The 18,989-nt window shown below is 30.4% G+C and carries 19 protein-coding genes and 1 tRNA gene; 13 read left to right on the top strand and 7 right to left on the bottom strand.

Features of this window, described 5'->3' with window-relative positions:
• Positions 1 to 7 precede the first annotated feature (7 nt).
• The gene (locus tag MY1_RS00175) at positions 8 to 1,147 is read right to left on the bottom strand and encodes a hypothetical protein (protein ID WP_007549390.1); all 1,140 of its coding nucleotides are present in this window, start codon (positions 1,145 to 1,147) and stop codon (positions 8 to 10) included.
• A gap of 64 nt (positions 1,148 to 1,211) precedes the next feature.
• On the opposite strand from MY1_RS00175, the gene MY1_RS00170 reads away from it, so the two are divergent.
• The 3 genes from MY1_RS00170 (at position 1,212) to MY1_RS00160 (ending at position 3,202) form a co-directional block, all read left to right on the top strand.
• Positions 1,212 to 2,237 (top strand): DUF354 domain-containing protein, encoded by a 1,026-nt coding sequence (locus tag MY1_RS00170; protein WP_007549389.1) that lies wholly within the window; start codon positions 1,212 to 1,214, stop codon positions 2,235 to 2,237.
• Positions 2,238 to 2,311: 74 nt separating this feature from the next.
• A tRNA-Gln gene (locus MY1_RS00165) sits at positions 2,312 to 2,387 on the top strand.
• A gap of 59 nt (positions 2,388 to 2,446) precedes the next feature.
• Positions 2,447 to 3,202, top strand: coding sequence for an NAD-binding protein (locus tag MY1_RS00160; protein WP_007549388.1), 756 nt, complete (start codon positions 2,447 to 2,449; stop codon positions 3,200 to 3,202).
• Here the strand turns inward: MY1_RS00160 and MY1_RS00155 are convergent.
• Together MY1_RS00155 and MY1_RS00150 are read right to left on the bottom strand one after the other, a co-directional pair.
• Complete coding sequence (locus MY1_RS00155; RefSeq protein WP_007549387.1) at positions 3,199 to 3,960, bottom strand: ABC transporter permease; 762 nt, start codon at positions 3,958 to 3,960, stop codon at positions 3,199 to 3,201. The two genes, MY1_RS00160 and MY1_RS00155, sit on opposite strands and share 4 nt — an antisense overlap.
• Positions 3,944 to 4,882: an ATP-binding cassette domain-containing protein gene (locus MY1_RS00150; protein ID WP_048109246.1), complete on the bottom strand. Its 939-nt coding sequence runs from the start codon at positions 4,880 to 4,882 to the stop codon at positions 3,944 to 3,946. The genes MY1_RS00155 and MY1_RS00150 overlap by 17 nt, the downstream gene beginning before the upstream one ends.
• Before the next feature lie 171 nt (positions 4,883 to 5,053).
• Between MY1_RS00150 and MY1_RS00145 the strand changes: the two genes are divergently transcribed.
• Positions 5,054 to 6,451 carry a hypothetical protein gene (locus MY1_RS00145; RefSeq protein WP_007549385.1) on the top strand — a complete coding sequence of 466 codons (1,398 nt, stop codon included), beginning with the start codon at positions 5,054 to 5,056 and terminating at the stop codon, positions 6,449 to 6,451.
• On the opposite strand, the gene MY1_RS00140 is transcribed toward MY1_RS00145, so the two are convergent.
• A complete protein-coding gene (locus tag MY1_RS00140) occupies positions 6,448 to 9,201 on the bottom strand; it encodes a DEAD/DEAH box helicase (protein ID WP_007549384.1) in 2,754 nt (917 codons plus the stop codon). The two genes, MY1_RS00145 and MY1_RS00140, sit on opposite strands and share 4 nt — an antisense overlap.
• Positions 9,202 to 9,299: 98 nt before the next feature.
• Entirely contained in the window at positions 9,300 to 9,956 is a 657-nt protein-coding gene (locus tag MY1_RS00135; protein ID WP_007549382.1) for an ATPase domain-containing protein, read from the bottom strand.
• 109 nt (positions 9,957 to 10,065) lie between these two features.
• On the opposite strand from MY1_RS00135, the gene MY1_RS00130 reads away from it, so the two are divergent.
• Positions 10,066 to 10,311: a U6 snRNA-associated Sm-like protein LSm6 gene (locus MY1_RS00130; RefSeq protein ID WP_007549380.1), complete on the top strand. Its 246-nt coding sequence runs from the start codon at positions 10,066 to 10,068 to the stop codon at positions 10,309 to 10,311.
• Positions 10,312 to 10,316: 5 nt separating this feature from the next.
• Complete coding sequence (gene metK, locus MY1_RS00125; protein WP_007549379.1) at positions 10,317 to 11,483, top strand: methionine adenosyltransferase; 1,167 nt, start codon at positions 10,317 to 10,319, stop codon at positions 11,481 to 11,483.
• On the opposite strand, the gene MY1_RS00120 is transcribed toward metK, so the two are convergent.
• On the bottom strand, positions 11,460 to 12,329 hold the full coding sequence (locus MY1_RS00120; protein ID WP_007549377.1) for an NAD-dependent epimerase/dehydratase family protein: 870 nt from the start codon (positions 12,327 to 12,329) through the stop codon (positions 11,460 to 11,462). The genes metK and MY1_RS00120 overlap by 24 nt on opposite strands.
• Positions 12,330 to 12,463: 134 nt before the next feature.
• On the opposite strand from MY1_RS00120, the gene MY1_RS00115 reads away from it, so the two are divergent.
• From MY1_RS00115 to MY1_RS00100, 4 genes are read left to right on the top strand one after another with little or no spacing between them, the layout of a single operon-like run.
• Positions 12,464 to 13,558, top strand: coding sequence for a cobalt-precorrin-5B (C(1))-methyltransferase (locus MY1_RS00115; RefSeq protein WP_007549376.1), 1,095 nt, complete (start codon positions 12,464 to 12,466; stop codon positions 13,556 to 13,558).
• Positions 13,559 to 13,595: 37 nt separating this feature from the next.
• On the top strand, positions 13,596 to 14,648 hold the full coding sequence (locus MY1_RS00110; RefSeq protein ID WP_007549375.1) for a cobalt-precorrin 5A hydrolase: 1,053 nt from the start codon (positions 13,596 to 13,598) through the stop codon (positions 14,646 to 14,648).
• Positions 14,645 to 15,397, top strand: a complete 753-nt coding sequence (locus tag MY1_RS00105) for a sirohydrochlorin chelatase (RefSeq protein WP_007549374.1) — start codon at positions 14,645 to 14,647, stop codon at positions 15,395 to 15,397. The genes MY1_RS00110 and MY1_RS00105 overlap by 4 nt, the downstream gene beginning before the upstream one ends.
• A complete protein-coding gene (locus MY1_RS00100; protein WP_048109243.1) occupies positions 15,387 to 16,028 on the top strand; it encodes a precorrin-8X methylmutase in 642 nt (213 codons plus the stop codon). Before MY1_RS00105 ends, MY1_RS00100 begins: the two co-directional genes overlap by 11 nt.
• On the opposite strand, the gene MY1_RS00095 is transcribed toward MY1_RS00100, so the two are convergent.
• Positions 16,017 to 17,369 (bottom strand): cobyrinic acid a,c-diamide synthase CobB, encoded by a 1,353-nt coding sequence (locus MY1_RS00095; RefSeq protein WP_007549372.1) that lies wholly within the window; start codon positions 17,367 to 17,369, stop codon positions 16,017 to 16,019. The genes MY1_RS00100 and MY1_RS00095 overlap by 12 nt on opposite strands.
• Positions 17,370 to 17,460: 91 nt before the next feature.
• On the opposite strand from MY1_RS00095, the gene cobO reads away from it, so the two are divergent.
• The 3 genes from cobO to MY1_RS00080 are packed head-to-tail and all read left to right on the top strand — an operon-like array spanning position 17,461 to position 18,989.
• Positions 17,461 to 17,994, top strand: a complete 534-nt coding sequence (gene cobO / locus MY1_RS00090; protein WP_007549371.1) for a cob(I)yrinic acid a,c-diamide adenosyltransferase — start codon at positions 17,461 to 17,463, stop codon at positions 17,992 to 17,994.
• A gap of 40 nt (positions 17,995 to 18,034) precedes the next feature.
• Positions 18,035 to 18,832, top strand: a complete 798-nt coding sequence (locus tag MY1_RS00085) for a translation initiation factor IF-2 subunit alpha (RefSeq protein WP_007549369.1) — start codon at positions 18,035 to 18,037, stop codon at positions 18,830 to 18,832.
• A gap of 1 nt (position 18,833) precedes the next feature.
• Positions 18,834 to 18,989: an RNA-protein complex protein Nop10 gene (locus MY1_RS00080; RefSeq protein WP_007549367.1), complete on the top strand. Its 156-nt coding sequence runs from the start codon at positions 18,834 to 18,836 to the stop codon at positions 18,987 to 18,989.

The raw sequence follows: 18,989 nt of genomic DNA, 5'->3' as shown, positions 1-18,989 counted from the left end.
TATACTCTTATTGAATAATTTCACATAAGGGATTAGCTTTAATTACAATAATATTGGCATCTTGTTTATTTTTTTCTATATTTTCAAAATCTATTTTTGAGCATGCTACAATAATGGTAGTTTTGTCACTATGAAATAAATCAGAATTTGGATGTTCATATGCTTCAACATCACCAATGTAATCGCGTAATCTAGAAGTTAGATTCTGTAACATTTCAATTTTATCTCCCCGCATTTCATGTTGATCAAGTGTCCAAGATAATGCAATTTTGGTTCTACTAGCTTTTAGATCATTTTTCTTCAGTGTAGATCGAATTTCATCGATTAATTTCTTAATATAGCCATCAATGCCCTTTACGCTTCCATTAATAAGATACATGAGCGTATTTGCACTCTCAAATGAAGAACCTAGTGATTTGAGATCAAATAATCCACTAATCATATTGTCTAAAAAGATTTCCTGGAAATCATCTGAAGATAGATCATTTTTTGTGATGTCATCTTGAACGTATCGACAAACCTCTAAGATACTACTTAGACTAGCAAATCTAGATAATACATTAATTGCATGAAAATGCTCAGAAGAAGAAATGGCTACAAACTTTTTTTCTTTTTTCCCAGTTGTTAAAAGATCTGCCAATACAGAGTCCTCTTTTCCGTTGAAAGAACCAATAAACTTTGGTTGCTGATTAAGATCTTCTAACGGATAATAAAAGTATGAGATTTGTTTTCCAACCTCAAGTCCAGTTACATGTTCAAGTAGTGAAATATTTTCATTATTACCACCAAAGCCAGCAGGAAGTGTGTATATTACAGAACTGTTTTTTTTTAAAGATGTTGTAGCGTCTTTAAATTTTGAATGAATTTCAGTTTTGATGTCTTGTCCTGTTTTTCTAATTCTAGGAGTAAAGAAAAGATATTGAGCTTTTGAAATAGCTGTATCGATTGGTTCCATAGCTAATAATGGCTCATCTTCTTTTAGAGAAGATACGTTTGGATAAGTTTTAGCTATTTCTGCTTTTAATGAAATTGCTGAAGGTGTTGATTCATCAATAATGTATACGTCAGCGCCCTTAATTGCCATTTGACACGCGATTGCATATCCTTCGGTACTAAGTCCATAAACAACAACTTTTGCTCCCCCCATTACACATAAGGCTAGTATTAGACTAAGAAAAACTTATTGAACTAACCATAATAATGAGATATACTTGAAAATTTGGATAGATGTTCTAACTCCCAAACAATTATTGTTTTCAGAACCAATGATTGAAAGATTAAGGAAAAAACATAATGTTTTGTGTACATCTAGATCATATAATGAAGTCTCAAAACTAGCAAAAATTCGAAAAATTGACCTAATTTATGTGGGAAAGCATGGCGGAGGCGAAAAATTTGACAAACTTGAGGCTAGTATTGACCGAATAAAGAAACTCACTTTATTAATAAATAAATTTTCTCCAGAATTGGTAATTAGTTTTTGTTCTCCTGAAGCAGCAAGAGTTTCATTTGGTATGGGAATTAAACATATTGCATTTTGTGATTCACCACATGCTAATGCAGTAATGAAGTTAACATTGCCTTTAATTCAAAAATTATTAATTCCATGGATAATTCCCAAGAAAGAATTTTCAAGATATGGCATAGATTCAAAAGATATTGTTCCATACAAAGCAATTGATGCATCAGTAACGATAAAAAGAAATAATAACCAAAAAAAATATTTACCATTTAAAAATAATAAAAAAAACATTTTGATCAGAGTAGAGGAAGAGCAAGCAGCGTATACATCTAAATCAAGAAAAATAATACCAATAATAAATGAAATTGTAAAAGAATTTGATAGTGAGAATATTATCATTCTTGGAAGATATTCCGAACAAATTAAAAATTTAAAAAAAATATTTGGTAAAAAAGCAAGCATTATAAAAATGTCATTCGATGGAAAACATTTGTTAGAGCATACGGATATTTTTCTAGGTTCAGGTGGCACTATGACAGCAGAGTCAGCTTTACTAGGAATTCCAACTATTTCATATAATGCAGTACCCAATATAGTTGAGAGATTTTTAGTAAAAAATAATCTTGTAAATAGAGAAACAGATCCTAAAAAAATTACTAAAATTATTAGAAAACTCCTTGAAACTTCAGATAATAATTCCAAAAAAAGAGCAAGAAAAATTACCGACAGCATGGAAGATCCTATTCAAAAACTAATTCAAATTATCAAAGAGTAATTATGAATTGGTTTTAGGTAGAAATTCAAGTAAATAAAAAGTTCATTAGGGGAATCAAGTTGCTCCTTTTTGATAGTCCTGTAGTGTAGCGGTCAAGCACAGGGGCCTTTGAAGCCCTTAACCCCAGTTCGAGTCTGGGCAGGGCTACCATATTAAAAAACATCAACTGTAACACGAATATAATACTGTGAATTTTCAGAGGGTAACAAATGACAGACATCATTTTAGGAATGGGAGAAGTTGGAACTACTCTTTTTGAGTTACTTGCTGAGCGTGGATTTGATTGTGTAGGAATAGATAGTGATAAATCAAAATGTAGAAACTATTCTGAAAATAATCTAATAAAAAATCCAGACTATCTACATATTTGTCTTCCAGGAGAATTAAACGAATTTAATGAAATAACAATAAATTGGATAAAAAAAATTTCAGACTTACAAGTTGTCATTATTCATTCAACTGTACAACCAGGTACTACAAAACATATTCAAGATAGAGTTGAGATACCAGTTTTATTTTCACCTGTACGTGGTGTGCACAAAAGATTTTTAGATGATATAAAAAAATATACAAAATTTATCTCATCTGATAAAAAAGAAATTAGCCCTAAAATTAAATTAGAATTAGAGAAAAGATTTCAAAAAATACAATGGATGTCTACCACTAAAACTGCCGAATTAGCAAAAATTTTAGTTGATACAACATATTATGGATGGTTAATTAATTATGCTCAGATTACTAAAATGATTTGTGATACAGAAAAAATAGATTTTGATGAAATGTGGAAATTTGCAGATGAAATTCATGAAAATTTAGGAAACAGACCAAAGATGTATCCAGGAATAATAGGTGGGCATTGCGTTATACCAAATCTAAGTTTAATCAAATATGATAATTTAGACATAATTAAAAAAATAAATAATATGTATAAGAGTTTTAACGATGTGAAAAATTATAATAATTAAAAATCTAGTTTTGTAAGTAATTTTGTTGCTATAATAAAAAGCACTGATGCAATAACTACTAAAACACCCATTTCCATAATTACAAATTCTGTAATATTACCAAAAATTCCACCACGTATAACATCGACCAAATAGGTAAGAGGATTTAGATAAAAAATGGTTCTTAGAGGTTCTGGCGAACCTGAAGATGGATAAAACGCAGTACTAACAAAAGCAAAGAACAGAAAAACAGTATTGATTATAACATTAAATCCTTCACTAGAACGTAATCGGGTAGAAATTATTGAGGCTATTGAGCCAAACAAGACAGAACCTACAATTGCAGCAAAGATAATTATCGGAATGGTAATTGGAGTAAATTCAATTGATTCAAAAAATACAGGATACCCAACAAGTGCAATCAATGATGCACTTACCAACCCTACAATTCCAATAGTGCAAATATTACTTAAAATATAATCAGATCGTGTAAATGGACCAGACATTATTTGCTCAAACATGCCATGTCTTCTATCATTCCAAATTATTATTCCTGAGATAAGAGTACTATTCATAATATTAAATCCAATCATACCAGTTGCCAAAAATGTAGGATAGCTGATATTTTTGTCACCAAAAGGAACTTGATCAATTAGTGATGTGTAAGCATAACCAGCAACAAAGATGTAAATTAAAGGAAAAATTACTTGCCAGATTAAAAATCCAGGATTAATTGATATTGTTAAGTTTCTATTAACAAGCCTAATTATTGGATGCATTATCACTCACCATTTTTAAAAATATCTCTTCTAGATTTGTAGGAACTGCTGAAAGATCTTCTATCTCAATTTTATTTTCATTTAGAATTCGTAGAACTTGTAATAAAACTAATTCAGATTGGTCTGAATGTATTATTATGTTAGTTCCATTATTAAAATCAATTTTGCAGTCAACGATTCCCTCAAGAATTGTTGTTATTTTATTTTGTTTTTCAAGTAAATGAATTTTTATTGTTTTTTTATTTCCAAATCTATTTTTTAGTGCCTCAGGTGTATCTACTGTAAGAATTTTTCCTTTATCAATGATAGCTATTTCATCACAAAGATATTCAGCTTCGCTTAGAATATGTGTGGTATAAAATATTGTCAGACCTGTCTTGGCTTTGTTTTTTAAAAAATCTAATAATTTTCTTCTAGCACTAGGATCTAATCCTACAGTTGGTTCATCAAGAAATAAAAGTTCCATATCGTGCATAAATTCACGAGCTACCTGAACCCGTCTTCTTTGACCAATAGAGAGATCCTCGTTTCTTTTCTTACGGATATCAATAAGATCAAAATCTTTTAGGAGTTCTTCTCTTCTTTTTTTACGTTTATTTTTTGGAACATTCCACATCATGCCATATTTATCAAGAGATTTTTCAACCGTCAATGTCGGTTCGTAGCTAGGTTGTTGCAAAACTACTCCAATTTTATGACGAACCTGTAAAGGATTTTGAATTGCATTTATTCCTAAAATTGTCAGAGAACCATTTGACGGCGGAATTAATGTAGTTAAAAGTTTGATAGTAGTTGATTTACCTGCACCATTTGGACCTAGAAATCCAAAAACCTGACCAGATTTTACTACTAAAACAATATCATCAACTGCTGTTAGTGTTCCATATGATTTCGACAAATGCTCGACAACAATACATGACATGAAAATAATGCGATCTTCCCACTAATTTAGTTAATGAAGAAACTACTAAAGTCTAGATATGAATTATTAAAATTAATAAAAAAATCTACAGATTTGCGATCAAGATTTGATAAATATGATATTTTACAATAATGAAATTTTTATTAATACAACTGATTTACAAACAATGAATTGTCAGAATTTGATAGTCTTATAGATAAATTACTGGAACAAAAACCAGAATTAACTAGATCAGATATTGAAGAGCAAATTAAACATAAAAAAGAGAAGATTGGTGCAGGCTATCTAACAGATCAAGGTGCTCTATTTTTGATAGCGTCTGATTTTGGAATTTCATTATCAAGACCATTAAAAGTTGAAATGGGTTTAAAGGATCTCTATGCTGGTGCTAAAGAAATTTCCTTAGAAACCAGAGTTCTTAACGTATCTCCTGCCAAACAATTTTCTCGCAAAGATGGTTCACCATTTTATCTCAGAACCATGACGGTATATGATACTAATTCTACAGCTAGTGTAAAATTATGGGATGATAAAGCAAATCTGCCTGGAATTGAAAATATCAAACCTGGTGATTTGATCAAAATTATCAAGGCGTATGTAAAATCAGATCTTAGTGGTTCTCCAACTATCAATATAGGTTCAGGATCTAATATTGAAATAACAGATGACAAAAGTGACATTCCAACTATAGATAAAATTACAAAAGACATTAGTGAATTACATGAAGGCCAAAAGGATCTTGTTATTTCTGGAACAATAGATGGTATCGTAAGTAGTATGGAATTTACAAATTCTAGAGGTCAGCCTGGAAAGGCACTGAGAATGAGATTGAAAGGTAAAGACGGAACTGCGCTTAGAGTAGTTTTATGGGGAAAAGATGAGTCAGATATTCCCAATATGATTTCTCATGGCGCTAAAGTACGATTACTTGGAATTAACATGAAAAATGGAAATCAGGGATTAGAGATTCATGGAAATGATTCAACTTTAATTGAAATTGAAGGTGGTAAAGAAGCAGAACCAGTAATAGTAAGAATTCTTTCAATTGTAACTACAGAAAATGGAAAGAATATGATTTTGGGTGTGGATAATAAAAAAAATATTTACAACATCATGGATAATTCAAGTTCTACAAGTATTTGCAATGAAGGGGATGTAATTGAATGCATGCCAACAAAAGTTTATGGAAATTCTGTTACATTAGATAATAATTCATTTGTAAGAAAATTGGAAAATGATGTATCACTCCCATCATTATCACAGTTAAGGACAAAAATTAATGAAGTTAAAGCAGATGGAAGTTTTTGTATTGAAGCTATAGTATTAAAAATTCCTGAAAGAAGAGAAATTCAAACCAAATCTGGAGAATCTGTTTTATTATCAGAGATGTTTGTTGAAGACGATACAGGTCAAATTTGGGTCAAGGGATGGAGAAATCAAGCTAGATTAATAGAAAAATGTGAACTGGGAGAAATAATTTCAATAACAGGAGTCAATGCTAAAGCAGGTTTGGAAGGACGAGTTGAATTAACTCTTACTGCATTTTCTAAAATTACAAAGAAAAATTAAGAATCCCAAAATCCACGCGTTACAACGTATTGTCTTTCTGCCTCATAAATTTGCTTAAAGATGTGTTCATCATCGATCATATTCCGCAATATCCTAGCAGCAGTATCAGCCCCTACTCCATATCCAGACATCACAGTTACTGCAATTTTTCCAAAATTTTCTATTAAAGAAGATACTTTCCAGGCTCGTTCAAATCGATGTTTTTCATCTAAAGTTAGTTTTTTTCCTTCAAATTTTTTTCGTATTATTTTTGGAAGATCATAATCTGAATAAAAAGTCGCAGTTATTTGTCGAGCTTTACAATAAGGACATATCAATGTATTTTTTACATCATTTGTTTCCATTACTCTTTCCCATTTTCCACATCGTGCACAGATAAGACGATGCTTTGTCTTTGCTAATCTAGCTTTTACAAGATCAATAATTCCCTTGTCAAGATTAGCTGGTGCTGAATAATATTTGGATGTATGATCTAAAATTGGTTCAGCCAATTTTGAAAATTTATCTATTTCTAACCATGTAATTAGAATTTCATTGTCTCTGATTTTTTTTAATATTTTATCAGTATTTTGAAGATCATATTTATCATGAAATAATTCACGTAATGCTTCTTTTACAAGAGATGTTTTTGCATATCTCTCATATAAAAATCGGGCCGATTTTTTTTCATAAATTGCTCCTCTTCCAACTACTCCAAATTTTTTTGCAACACACCATGTCTTCCAATTTATATTATGTGTTCCTGCCAAAGATGCAGTGATAATTGAATAAAGATCATAATCGTCTTTTATAATTTCAGTGAAAAGTTTTTCAGAAATTCGTGATCTAGAAGATAAGACTATTCTATACCCATCTGAACGCGAATCAACTATGGAACCCAACATAGAAGATATCATAGAGGAGAGCAGAGTAGATAGAGTTGAATTAACTTTAGTACCAAAACATGAATGTAGCACTATAGAACCCTGAGAACGACTAGATTCTATGATGATATTTTTTTCATCTGGAATTTTATTGAAATTTAATTCCTCAATGGTTTTATTGATTAATTTCAATGTACCATTTTTCACCTTGCTACGAAATGCCCCAACTTTTTTTGCAGTATTATAATCAATTGGGATGTTTTCTCCTTCCCAATATGGAACTGTTATTCCCCCTCCTCTAAAGGGTTCGACATTTACCGAAAATGATTTTTCATCCACATTAAGTATTCTCCATTGTAAACCCTTTAAAACAAAAATATTTCCAGAATCCCCAAAATCACCTACAAATCTTTGATCTAATGTACCAATGATTTTTTTCCCAACACTATCAAACACTTTGAATTTAAGAATATCAGGAATTGTGGAAAGATTTTCAAAATAATATTTAAAAGAACGACCTTTTTTCCAAAATGTCATTTTTGTTCTATCAAAGTATATCAAATAATTAGAATCAAGTAAATCTAAAACTCCTAACAAGTCTTCTAACTGTAAATTTCTAAATGGATATGCATTGTTTACGGTTTCTAATGCTTGATTTACAGGAATCTCTCCTAATTGCATAGTCATTCCAACAAGATGATGTGCAAGCACATCAAGAGAGCCATCATGAATTTTTTGTTCTTCAATAGAGCCTTCTTTGATACGATCAAGTATTGCTCTTGCTTCAAATTCATCATCAGAATTGTTTGTAATTATTAGTCCCTTAGCAGAAGCATCTCTATTATGTCTACTACGACCAATTCTTTGAACTAATTTTGATACTTGTCTAGGAGAACCATAATGAATGACTAATTCAATTGAACCTATGTCTAATCCTAATTCAAGTGAAGACGTACAAACTACAATTCCACGTTTTCCTTCTCTTAATGAAATCTCTGTATCTTCTCTTACTTCCTTTGATAATGATCCATGGTGTAATTCTATGTTAATAGATGATTTTTCTTTTAATATGGAAGCTAAAAATTCAGCTTCGCCTCTGGTGTTAGTAAAAAGAAGTATAGGGGAATCTAAATTTAGTTCTAAAACATGCTCAATTATTTTATCTGCAACATCTGAAATTGTTCCATTGACAAATTTTACTTCAACATCATATTTTCTAACAGAGGTATCTCTGATAATCTGACATTTTCGTTTAGTTCCTACTACAAATTTACCAGCTTCTTCAAAATTACCAACTGTTGCAGATAATCCAATTTTTGTAAGGTAGTATTTTGAATTAAGTTGTAAACGTTCTATACTTAATGATAATTGAGATCCTCGTTCACTAGCAAGGAGTTCATGTACTTCATCAATAACAATCCATTCGAGTTCAGATAATGCATCTAGCATCTTTAATTGTGTAAGAAGAATAACCAAAGTTTCAGGAGTTGTTATCAGAATATCAGGAGGGTTTTCAGTGATTTTTCGTCTTGCGGTTTGAGTTGTATCACCATGTCTGATTTCAATTGAAAGGTTAGAATGCTGAGCGTATTTTATGATCCTTCGAAAAACATCTCGATTAAGTGCTCGTAATGGAGTAATGTAAATAACTTTAATTTTTCCAAGTTTTTTTGATTTTTTTACTAGCGAAAAAATAGGAATTACTGAACACTCTGTTTTGCCCGAACCAGTTGGTGCAATTACCAAACAATCTCTTTTTTGTAAAATTATAGGAGAAGCTTTTTTCTGAATTTCAGTAAGAGTAGTAAATCCAAAATAATTAAACAGTGAATCAATTGTAGAATCAGGAAGCTGATTCTTTTGTTGTATTTGATCGGGATCTTTCATAAACTATTACGCCAGCTAGGCCAAGTACAAATAACACCACAGTGATTATTGGAATTGAATCAAATATTCCTGCCATTGCTAAACTTTATGATTGATAGTTAAATATCTTCAGGATAATCAGATAAACCTGCAGGAAGAATCTTATAAGAAAATTGGGTTTGATGAAGAAGCCATCTAATCTCTCCATAAAATTTTGATGTTTTTGTGAGTTTTATTTTAATATGTGTAAGCGGATCAATAGCAGTTCTCATATTTTCCATTTCTATGCCTTCTATGTTTCTAATCATATTAGTAATAACAACAGGAATTTTCTTATTGATTGCAACAAGCGATAGATTATGGATGTATTTGAAAAATATAGAATTTTTTTCAAAGATTGCATCATCTTTTGGATATTCATATGAAAACAAATCAGTGATGTTATCAATTACAATTAGAGAAAAGTTTGAGTTATTCATGACTTCGATGGATTTGAGCTGTTCAGAGGTATTAGTAATTCTTGAAACTGTTATTTTTTCAAGAATATCAAATGTTAAATTTTGTTGTTTCTGAATTTCAAGGATTCGTTCAGGTCTGAAACTACCTGTTGTATCTTGATAAAGAACATTACCTCCATTTTTTATTGCATTAATGCAGATTTGAAATAATAGTTGAGTTTTACCAGTTCCACTTCCCCCATAAATGTCAGTAATTGCACCCTTAGGTATTCCACCAGATAAAAAATCGTCTAATTTTTGTAATCCTGTAGAGATCATTTGGTTAATCATCTAAAAATGATGAAAAAATTTAAAGAATTTCATAATTCACAAAAGAGGCAAGGCTTTTATTCTAGAAAACAACGTAAGCAAAACAAGTGAATAATTAGTGTCACAAACTAGTAGTGCAAAAAGGCCATTAACAACTCTTCAAAAAAGTACTAAGAAGAAAGTTACTGTAAGACTGAAAAATGAAGTTGAATACAAAGGAAAAATGGATAATGTTGATTCATACATGAATTTAATCATGACTGATGCAGAAGAATTCCACGACGGTAAAGTAATTGCAAATTATGGTCGAGTAATTGTAAGAGGCAATAATGTACTGTTTATCAAACTAGAAAACGAACTCTAGGGGTTATGACTAATAATTTTCTATTTACATCAGAATCAGTTACTGAAGGTCATCCTGATAAGATATGTGATCAAATTTCAGATGCATTTTTAGATGAATTTCTCAAACAAGATCCTGATTCTAGAGTAGCAATTGAAACAATGGTTACTACAGATTTTGTTGCTGTTGCAGGAGAAGTAACTTCAAATGCTAATTTTGATAAGAAATCTCAAGAGGCTTTAGTTAGAAAAGTAATTAGAGAAATAGGATATGACAATAAAGATTTGATGTTTGATACTGAATCTTGTCAAGTTACATTAAGACTTCATTCTCAAAGTCCAGATATCAGTCAGGGTGTAACTGCAACTAAAGAAAAAGAACAAGGAGCAGGTGATCAAGGATTGATGTTTGGCTATGCTTCCAATGAAACAAAAGAACTAATGCCAATGCCAATATTACTTGCACACAAATTAACACAAAAACTTGCCGAAGTTAGAAAAAACAAAGTTTTACCATGGGTTAGACCCGACGGTAAATCACAAGTTTCTGTTAGATATGAAAATAACAAACCAACAAAAATTGAAACAATAGTTATTTCAACTCAACATGCACCAGAAATAACACAAGAACAGATATCAAAAGAAATTATAGATAAAGTAATCAAACCAGTTTTAGGAAATCTTTGGAATGATCAAATTAAAATTCACATTAATCCTACAGGAAAATTTGTAATTGGAGGTCCACATGGAGATTCTGGGCTTACAGGACGAAAAATAATTGTAGATAGTTATGGGGGATTTGGAAGACATGGTGGTGGAGCTTTTTCTGGAAAAGATCCATCAAAAGTAGATAGATCTGCATGTTATATGTGCAGATACATTGCCAAAAATATTGTTGCAGCGAATCTTGCTGAAAGATGTGAAGTTCAATTAGCTTATGCCATAGGAGTTGCCGAGCCAGTTTCACTATATGTTAATACATTTGGCTCCAGTAAAATTCCAGAAAAAGAAATTGAAGAATTGGTTAGAAAAAATTTTGACATGAAACCATTTGGAATTATCTCACAATTAGATTTGAAAAGGCCAATTTATAGAAAGACAGCAGCGTATGGACATTTTGGAAGAAATGAGCCTGAATTTACTTGGGAAAAAACAGACAAGGCAGACGTTTTAAAGAAGGCTGCCGGTTTTTAGAAGTTTTAGAATAGAAGAAAATTTAATTTTAGAGATATCTTTTAGTTTTTTATAGTCTCCATTAAAATCTCCAATTAACAGGTTTAGATCATCTACTCCAAATTCACAATCAGGCTTAGAAATAGCTTCATGGTAAACAGTTTCAAGATTTATTTTTTTAATTTGAGTACTGGTTCCACGTGAAAATTCTTTAACATATTTTTGAAAAGTGATCGATTCAGAACCTACAAGATCTAGAATCATTTTACTAAAATTATTTTGAGTTAAAGCATTGAAAATAATTTTAGTAACATCATCGATGTAGATAGGTTGAATTGAATAATTACCTGAACCAGGAATTTGAATTTGACCCGCTTTAATTTGTTTTTTAAGATATTTTGTAAAATAATCATCTTTACCAACAATATAAGAGGGTCGAAATATCGTATAATTTAATTTAGAATCAATGATCAATTTCTCAGCCTTGTATTTTGAAATAAAATATCCTAATGAAGCATTTTGGGAAACACCCAAGCCACTGAGATAAATTATTTTTTTGATTTTTGATTTTTTACATAAATTAATTATTTTTTTTGTGAGTTCAATATGAATTTGATTGTAATCGTTATCAATTGTTTGTTTTCCAATTCCAACTAAATGAATTAATGCATCAGAATTTTTTAATTTTGAAAAAATAACTTTTTCATCATAGTTTTTTGTAATAAATTTTGTTTCATTTTTAACTTTTTTAAAATCATGTCTTGAAATTGAGATTAATTTTACATCATTAGCAGATAAATATTTTCTAATATTTTTTGCTATAAATCCACTAGCACCAGTGATAACAACCTGCATATCTTTTTCCATAAATCCTGCATTTATTATTTTAAATATAATCTAAAGAAATGTTACTAGAAATACAAGAAATTTTAGTATAATTTCTAGTCTTAAAAAGTAAGATTCAAAACAAATCAAAGAAGAGTTAATACATCAAATTAGGCATGATTAGCGTGGAAGAGATAAAAAAAGAAAATCTTCGAACTGGATATACTACTGGAACTTCTGCTGCTGCAGCAGCTAAAGCAGGATTATTATCCATAATTAATCAATCAAAAGTTGAAAGTGTTGATGTTAAATTGCCTAAAGGCAGTTTTATCAAAATTTGTATTCATCAATGTCAATTTGATAAAAACAAGTCTACATGTTCTGTGATTAAGGATGGAGGAGATGATCCTGATGTTACTCATGGTGCAGAAATAATAGTGGAATTATCATTAACTGAAAAGCTCAACGATATAGATATTGATGGTGGAGAAGGAGTTGGAATTGTAACTAAACCAGGATTAGGTCTTGAATTAAACAAGGCTGCAATTAATCCAGTACCAAAAAAAATGATTAAAGAGAATCTAAAAGAAATTTTAGACAAACATCATTTGAAAACAGGTGTCAAAGTAATAATTTCCGTACCAAAAGGACGAGAATTAGGTCCTAAAACAGATAATCCAAGAATTGGTATTTTAAATGGAATTTCAATTTTAGGAACAAGTGGAATTGTAATACCGTTTTCAACTGCATCGTATGCAGCTTCAATTAGACAAAATCTAGATGTATCAATTGCGATGGGTAATGACATAGTTGTTCTTACTACAGGTGGAAGAAGTGAGGATTTTGCAAAAAAAATTGTTGATTTACCGGAACATTGTTTTATACAAATGGGAGATTTTTCTGGATATACAATACAACAATGTGCTAGAAAAAATATCAAAAAGGCATACATTGTAGGATTTATTGGAAAATTAGCCAAAATGGCAGCAGGGGTAAAACAGACACATGTTAAAGGGTCAAAAGTTGATATGAATTTTTTGGCAGAATTAGCGAGAAAATGTAATGCAAGCGAAAAGATCATTGAGGACATTAAGAAGGCAAATACAGCCAGACATGTGTCTGAAATTATCATAGAAAATAATGTAAAAGGCTTTTTTGATGAAATATGCAATGAGACATACCGACATATGAGAAAACATTCTGAAGAAAAGGTCCCACTAGATGTGATATTATTTGATTTTGACGGAAATATTTTGGCTAGAAAGTTCTAGTAGCAAGGTATTTTATTTAATTTGAGAGATTTTAACTGTGGATAAAGTTTCAGTTCTTGCAATTACCAAAAACGGGATAAAAATAGGGATAGAATTAAAAAAATATTTTCCAAATTGGAAAATTTTTGCACCATCTAAATTTTCAGATAACAATAAAGAAATAATCTGGTATTCAGATTCAACAACAGAAAAAATTGTAGAATTATTTAAAAATAATAATGCAATCATTTGTTTATTTTCTTTAGGTGCAGTAATTAGATTAATTGCACCATATTTGAAAGATAAAAAAACAGATCCGGCTGTAATTGTTATTGATGATAAAACAAGTTTTGTAATTAGTGTATTATCAGGACATTTAGGGGGAGCAAATGAACTAACTCAGATAATTGCTCAAAAGCTTAATGCTACACCAGTAATCACTACTGCAGCTGATGTCAATAAAACAATTGCAGTTGATCTGGTAGGAAGAGAATTGGGCTGGAAGATAGAAGACGATTCTACAGTCACAAAAATTAGTGCGTTTATGGTAAATGAAGAAAAGATTGGAATTTTTCAAGATGCAGGCAAAAGAAATTGGATAAAAGAATTTCCAAAAAATGTAAAAATTTATCAGAGTTTAGAAGAAATGGAAAAATCTGACTCTAAGGGATTTCTTATAATTTCTGATAAAGTCTTAGAAGGAGATTTTCTCAAAAATTCTGTAGTGTACAGACCCCCAAGTCTTGTGGTAGGAATTGGATTGCATTGGGATACATCTAAAGAAAACATCAAGGAGGGTTTGGACTTTTGTTTACAAAAATTCAAACTGAGTAAAAAATCTATTTCAAAATTAGTTTCAATTAAAAAACCTGAAGATGTTAAGGGACTAGTTGATATTGGAAAAGAAATGAGGATTACTGTGGAATATGTTAACAGAGAAGATTTAGCAGATGTAGCTACACCTAATCCTTCTGATACTGTCAAAGCATTTGAAGGAACAGCTAGTGTTTCAGAGGCTGCAGCCATAAAAGTTTCCGGAGGTAAATTAATTGTTGAAAAACAGAAATTTCCCCCAAATTTGACTATAGCTATAGCGAGGATAATAGATTGAAACGTGGATTTTTACTAATTGATAGAGGTAGTAGAGAAAGAGAGGCATCTGAAGAATTAGAAGTAATTTGCAATGCTGTTAAAGCAAAAGGAAATTATGTTTTTACAGAATATTGTTTTCTTGAAGTAGAACCGCCATATATTGAAGATGGTATTGCAAAATGTCTAAAACAAGATATTGATCATTTAACAATAGTTCCATATTTTCTGTATCCTGGTAAGAAAGTAAAAAATGCAGTTACAGATGTAATGAAATTTCAAAAAGATACCAAAGTAAAATTTGTGGTTACAAAACCAATGAGTATGCATAAAACTTTGATTAATTTGGTTGAAAATAGAATATCTTCAACCATACAAGAAAATAATATTACAGTTCCAAAAATGAATATCGATGTATTAATTATTGGACATGGTAGTAAAGATCCTAATGCCCAAATGTCAATGGATTATGTTGTAGATGGACTAAAAGAAAATTATAGAAATGTAAGTAGATGTTGGTTAGAGATAGAACAGCCGGACATTGCAGAAGGTATTAAGAATTGTGAAAAAAACAATCCAGAGATTCTCATAATAGTATTTTATTTCTTACATGAAGGTGCACATGTCAAAACTGATATCAATAATGATCTTTTACCTGCACTAAAAAACTCTAGTATCAAAAACACATACATTACAAAACATTTAGGAGCTGATGAAAAAATGGTGGATTTGATATTAGAAAGAGCAAAAGAGGTAGAAAATGCAAACTAAAAGAGGTCAATCTATTGAAGATGCAAGTATGCAGATGATTGATGATGAAATTGGCACTCATCATTATAATGAAAAAGAATGGCCGATTGTTAGAAGAATAATTCATTCAACTGCAGACTTTGATTTTGCAGGAGATAATAAAGTAATATTTCATAAAGATGCAATTCAAAGTGGGATGACGGCCTTAAAGAATGGATGTAGTATCGTAGTTGATGTAAATGGTGTTATTGGTGGTTTGAATAAGCAAAATCCAAAGGACTTTCAAAATAAGATAATCTGTAATATTTCAGATCCAAAAATAATGGAGATAGCAAAAAAAGAAAATAAGACTAGATCTCAAATATCAATGAGATCAGCATTACTAGATATTGATGGAGGGATAGTTGCCATTGGCAATGCCCCTACTGCTCTTATCGAAGTAATAAAGATGGTAAAAGAAGGTATTGTAAAACCAGCATTGATCATTGGAATTCCAGTAGGTTTCATTTGTGCCTCAGAATCAAAAGAAGAACTAAGCAGATTAGAAAATACTCCATTTATTACAAATAAGGGAAGAAAAGGAGGTAGTTCTTCAGCATCTGCAATAATTAATGCACTCTATAAGTTTGTAAGAGCAGAATCATCTTCTTGAATTTTTAATACAATTATTTACAAAAATTTGAGCATAATTAGAACTATCAAAATAAAGATGTCCATATGATGCTAATGTATTGTATTGAATCATACCGTCTTTGTGATTTTTAATTCCATCACCAATATCTAACTCATACGCAAATTTAGAGTCAGAAGATACAGAAGTTAATTCAGAATAGTGAAATTCGTGTCCTCGCAGATTATGAAATTTATCTGAAATATTATTTTTTGAGATAATTTTACCTTTAGTATAATTTAATTTCATTTTTTTAGTCATTTTTGTTTCTGCATCAAACAAACCAATCATTTTATATTTTTTATTTCCATAATCAATAGATTTTGTAAGATACATCAATCCCCCACATTCTGCATAAATTGGAGTATTTTCTTCTGATATTTTTTTTATAGTTTTTTTCATGGAATAGTTTTTTTCAAGTAAATTACCAAGAATTTCAGGAAATCCACCACCAATGTAAATACCATCAGATTTTGGAAGTCTTTTATCATGTATTGGACTAAAAAACTTTAGAACAGCACCTTCACGTCTTAGTGCTTCTAAATTATCACGATAATAGAAATTAAAGGAACCATCAAGGGCAATAGAAATTGTAGTTTTTGGTTTTTTTAATAAAATTTTTGATTTGTTTGGAAGCGGAAAAGGATTTTTTATAATTTGAATAATTTTGTCAATGTCAAGTGAATCTGAAATTATTTTAGATGTTTTTTCAATTTTTGATTTTAAATTTTTTTCTTTAGCAGGAATCAATCCAAGGTGCCTAGCTTCAAAATTTAATTCTGAATTTTTATAAATTACTCCTATAATTGGAAGATTTGTTTTTTCAAGTGCCTCTCTACATAGAATTTCATGTTTTTTACTGCCAATTTTATTTAGTATAAGGCCTGAAATTCTAGAATTTCTGTGAAATTTCTGAAATCCTATTGCTGTTGCTGCAATTGATCTAGAAGTTTTACTTGCGTCTAATATCAAAATCACAGGTGATTTTATAATAGATGCAACATGATGAGTACTAGCATAATTTGAATTTCCTCCAAATCCATCATAATATCCCATTACTCCTTCAATTACAGAAATATCAGATTTGGAATTAGATACAAAGCTCTCAATAAGATGTTTTTCCCCCATTAACCATACATCTAGATTAAATGCTTCTTTTTTTGAGATACTTGAGAGATAACTTGGATCGATGTAATCAGGACCTACTTTGAATGATTGTACTGAAAATCCTTTCTTTTGTAAAGCATAGATAATGGCACACGTTATTGATGTTTTACCAACACCACTTGTAACTCCAGCTAAAGTAATTCTGGGAATTTTCAATTCGTATCACTAGAATTAGTTTTTATTTAAATTGATACATTAGTGTCAAATAATACTCAATGTTTTTACTTGGATAATTTATGAATTAATCATGGACGAAAAAGGATTAACTATAATATACACTGGAAAAGGCAAAGGAAAAACTACTGCTGCCCTAGGAATTGCATTGAGAGCTACAGGTTATGCAAAAAAAACATGCATGGTACAATTTATCAAAGGTTCATGGCATTATGGTGAGATGTATTCATCAAAGAGATTAGAACCAGAATTTGAAATGGTAGCTATTGGCAAAGGATTTGTTGGGATTATAGATGATAAGAGCCCCAAAGAAGAACATGAAAGAATAGCAAAAGAGGCAATTAAAATAAGTACTGAAAAAATTCAATCCGGAAAATACGATATTGTAATTTTAGATGAGATAAACTATGCAATAAATTTAGGTTTAGTGAAACTAGAAGATGTAATTAGTTTGATTAAATCAAAACCAAAGAACCTAGATCTTGTGCTAACTGGAAATTATGCTAAGGATGAAATTGTTGAATTAGCTGACCTAGTCACAGAAATGAGAGAAATAAAACATCCCTTTCAACATGGAATAAAAGCAAAAAAAGGAATTGATTTCTAACTAGCAACATTAAATTATACAGAATAGAAATCTAGAAGAAATGTCTACTGAAATTCAAGAGATGCCAGAGCAGGGGGAAATTGTTCTTGCTACAATTACCAAAGTTATGGATCACGGAGCATATGTTACATTAGATGAATATAATGATATTCAAGGATTTTTACATATATCAGAAATTGCACCTGGTTGGATTAGATCAGTTAGTAAGTTTGTAAAAGACGGTGAGAAAAAAGTTCTGCTAGTAAAGAAAGTGAACTCTGACAGAGGAGATATAGATCTATCACTAAAACAAGTATCAAAGGATCAAAAAAAGCAAAAGCTAAAAGAAGTTAAGAAATTTGAAAAGGGAAAAACTTTATTGCAAAATGTTAAAGAAAAAGGAAATCTCTCAGATGAAGATATTGAGAAATTAGAAGATATGATTTATTCAAAATTTGATTCGGTGTATGACGCATTTATTGAAATTGCAAGAAATGGAATAGAATCAATAAAAGAGTTAAAGCTTCCTAAAAAAACAGCTACAGTAATTGAAGAAATATGCTCCAAAATTAAACTACCCTCAGTCGAGATTAGGGGGATTATGGAAATTACTAATAATAAATCAGATGGAGTTGAAATCATTAAAAAAGCGCTTTTGGATGCAACAAAAAAAGATCCTACAATAGACATTACATATTTGGGTGCACCAAAATATAGATTATCTATTACTGCCGAAGATTTTAAATCCGCTGAAAAAACACTAAAACCAATACTTGTAGAGATTCAGGACAGTATAGAAAAAAAGAAAGGTTCATTCAAATTCACCAGAGAAGAATCTAAAAAAACAAGAGAGAACTAAAATGAGATTTCAATTAAGAAAATGTTTAAAGTGTAATCATTACTCACTTAAGGAAAAATGTCCTTTATGTAATGAAGAAACTATCTCAGCACATCCAGCTAAATTTTCACCAGATGATAAATACATGAGATATAGACTAGCTGAAAGATACAATTAA

It is taken from the genome of Nitrosarchaeum koreense MY1 (genome assembly GCF_000220175.1).
Classification (GTDB): Archaea; Thermoproteota; Nitrososphaeria; order Nitrososphaerales; family Nitrosopumilaceae; genus Nitrosarchaeum; species Nitrosarchaeum koreense.
Note: the sequence above shows the minus strand (reverse complement) of the source record. Positions and strands in the feature narration are given on the sequence as shown.

What these genes read in the sequence shown, in the direction of transcription:
- MY1_RS00120 (WP_007549377.1), bottom strand. Translation starts at nt 12,329, where the DNA reads ATGGAAAAAGATATGCAGGTTGTTATCACTGGTGCTAGTGGATTTATA.
- cobO (WP_007549371.1), top strand. Translation starts at nt 17,461, where the DNA reads ATGGACGAAAAAGGATTAACTATAATATACACTGGAAAAGGCAAAGGA.
- MY1_RS00140 (WP_007549384.1), bottom strand. Translation starts at nt 9,201, where the DNA reads ATGAAAGATCCCGATCAAATACAACAAAAGAATCAGCTTCCTGATTCT.
- MY1_RS00080 (WP_007549367.1), top strand. Translation starts at nt 18,834, where the DNA reads ATGAGATTTCAATTAAGAAAATGTTTAAAGTGTAATCATTACTCACTT.
- MY1_RS00175 (WP_007549390.1), bottom strand. Translation starts at nt 1,147, where the DNA reads ATGGGGGGAGCAAAAGTTGTTGTTTATGGACTTAGTACCGAAGGATAT.
- MY1_RS00135 (WP_007549382.1), bottom strand. Translation starts at nt 9,956, where the DNA reads ATGATCTCTACAGGATTACAAAAATTAGACGATTTTTTATCTGGTGGA.
- MY1_RS00150 (WP_048109246.1), bottom strand. Translation starts at nt 4,882, where the DNA reads ATGTCATGTATTGTTGTCGAGCATTTGTCGAAATCATATGGAACACTA.
- MY1_RS00085 (WP_007549369.1), top strand. Translation starts at nt 18,035, where the DNA reads ATGTCTACTGAAATTCAAGAGATGCCAGAGCAGGGGGAAATTGTTCTT.
- MY1_RS00155 (WP_007549387.1), bottom strand. Translation starts at nt 3,960, where the DNA reads ATGCATCCAATAATTAGGCTTGTTAATAGAAACTTAACAATATCAATT.
- MY1_RS00115 (WP_007549376.1), top strand. Translation starts at nt 12,464, where the DNA reads ATGATTAGCGTGGAAGAGATAAAAAAAGAAAATCTTCGAACTGGATAT.
- metK (WP_007549379.1), top strand. Translation starts at nt 10,317, where the DNA reads ATGACTAATAATTTTCTATTTACATCAGAATCAGTTACTGAAGGTCAT.
- MY1_RS00100 (WP_048109243.1), top strand. Translation starts at nt 15,387, where the DNA reads ATGCAAACTAAAAGAGGTCAATCTATTGAAGATGCAAGTATGCAGATG.
- MY1_RS00160 (WP_007549388.1), top strand. Translation starts at nt 2,447, where the DNA reads ATGACAGACATCATTTTAGGAATGGGAGAAGTTGGAACTACTCTTTTT.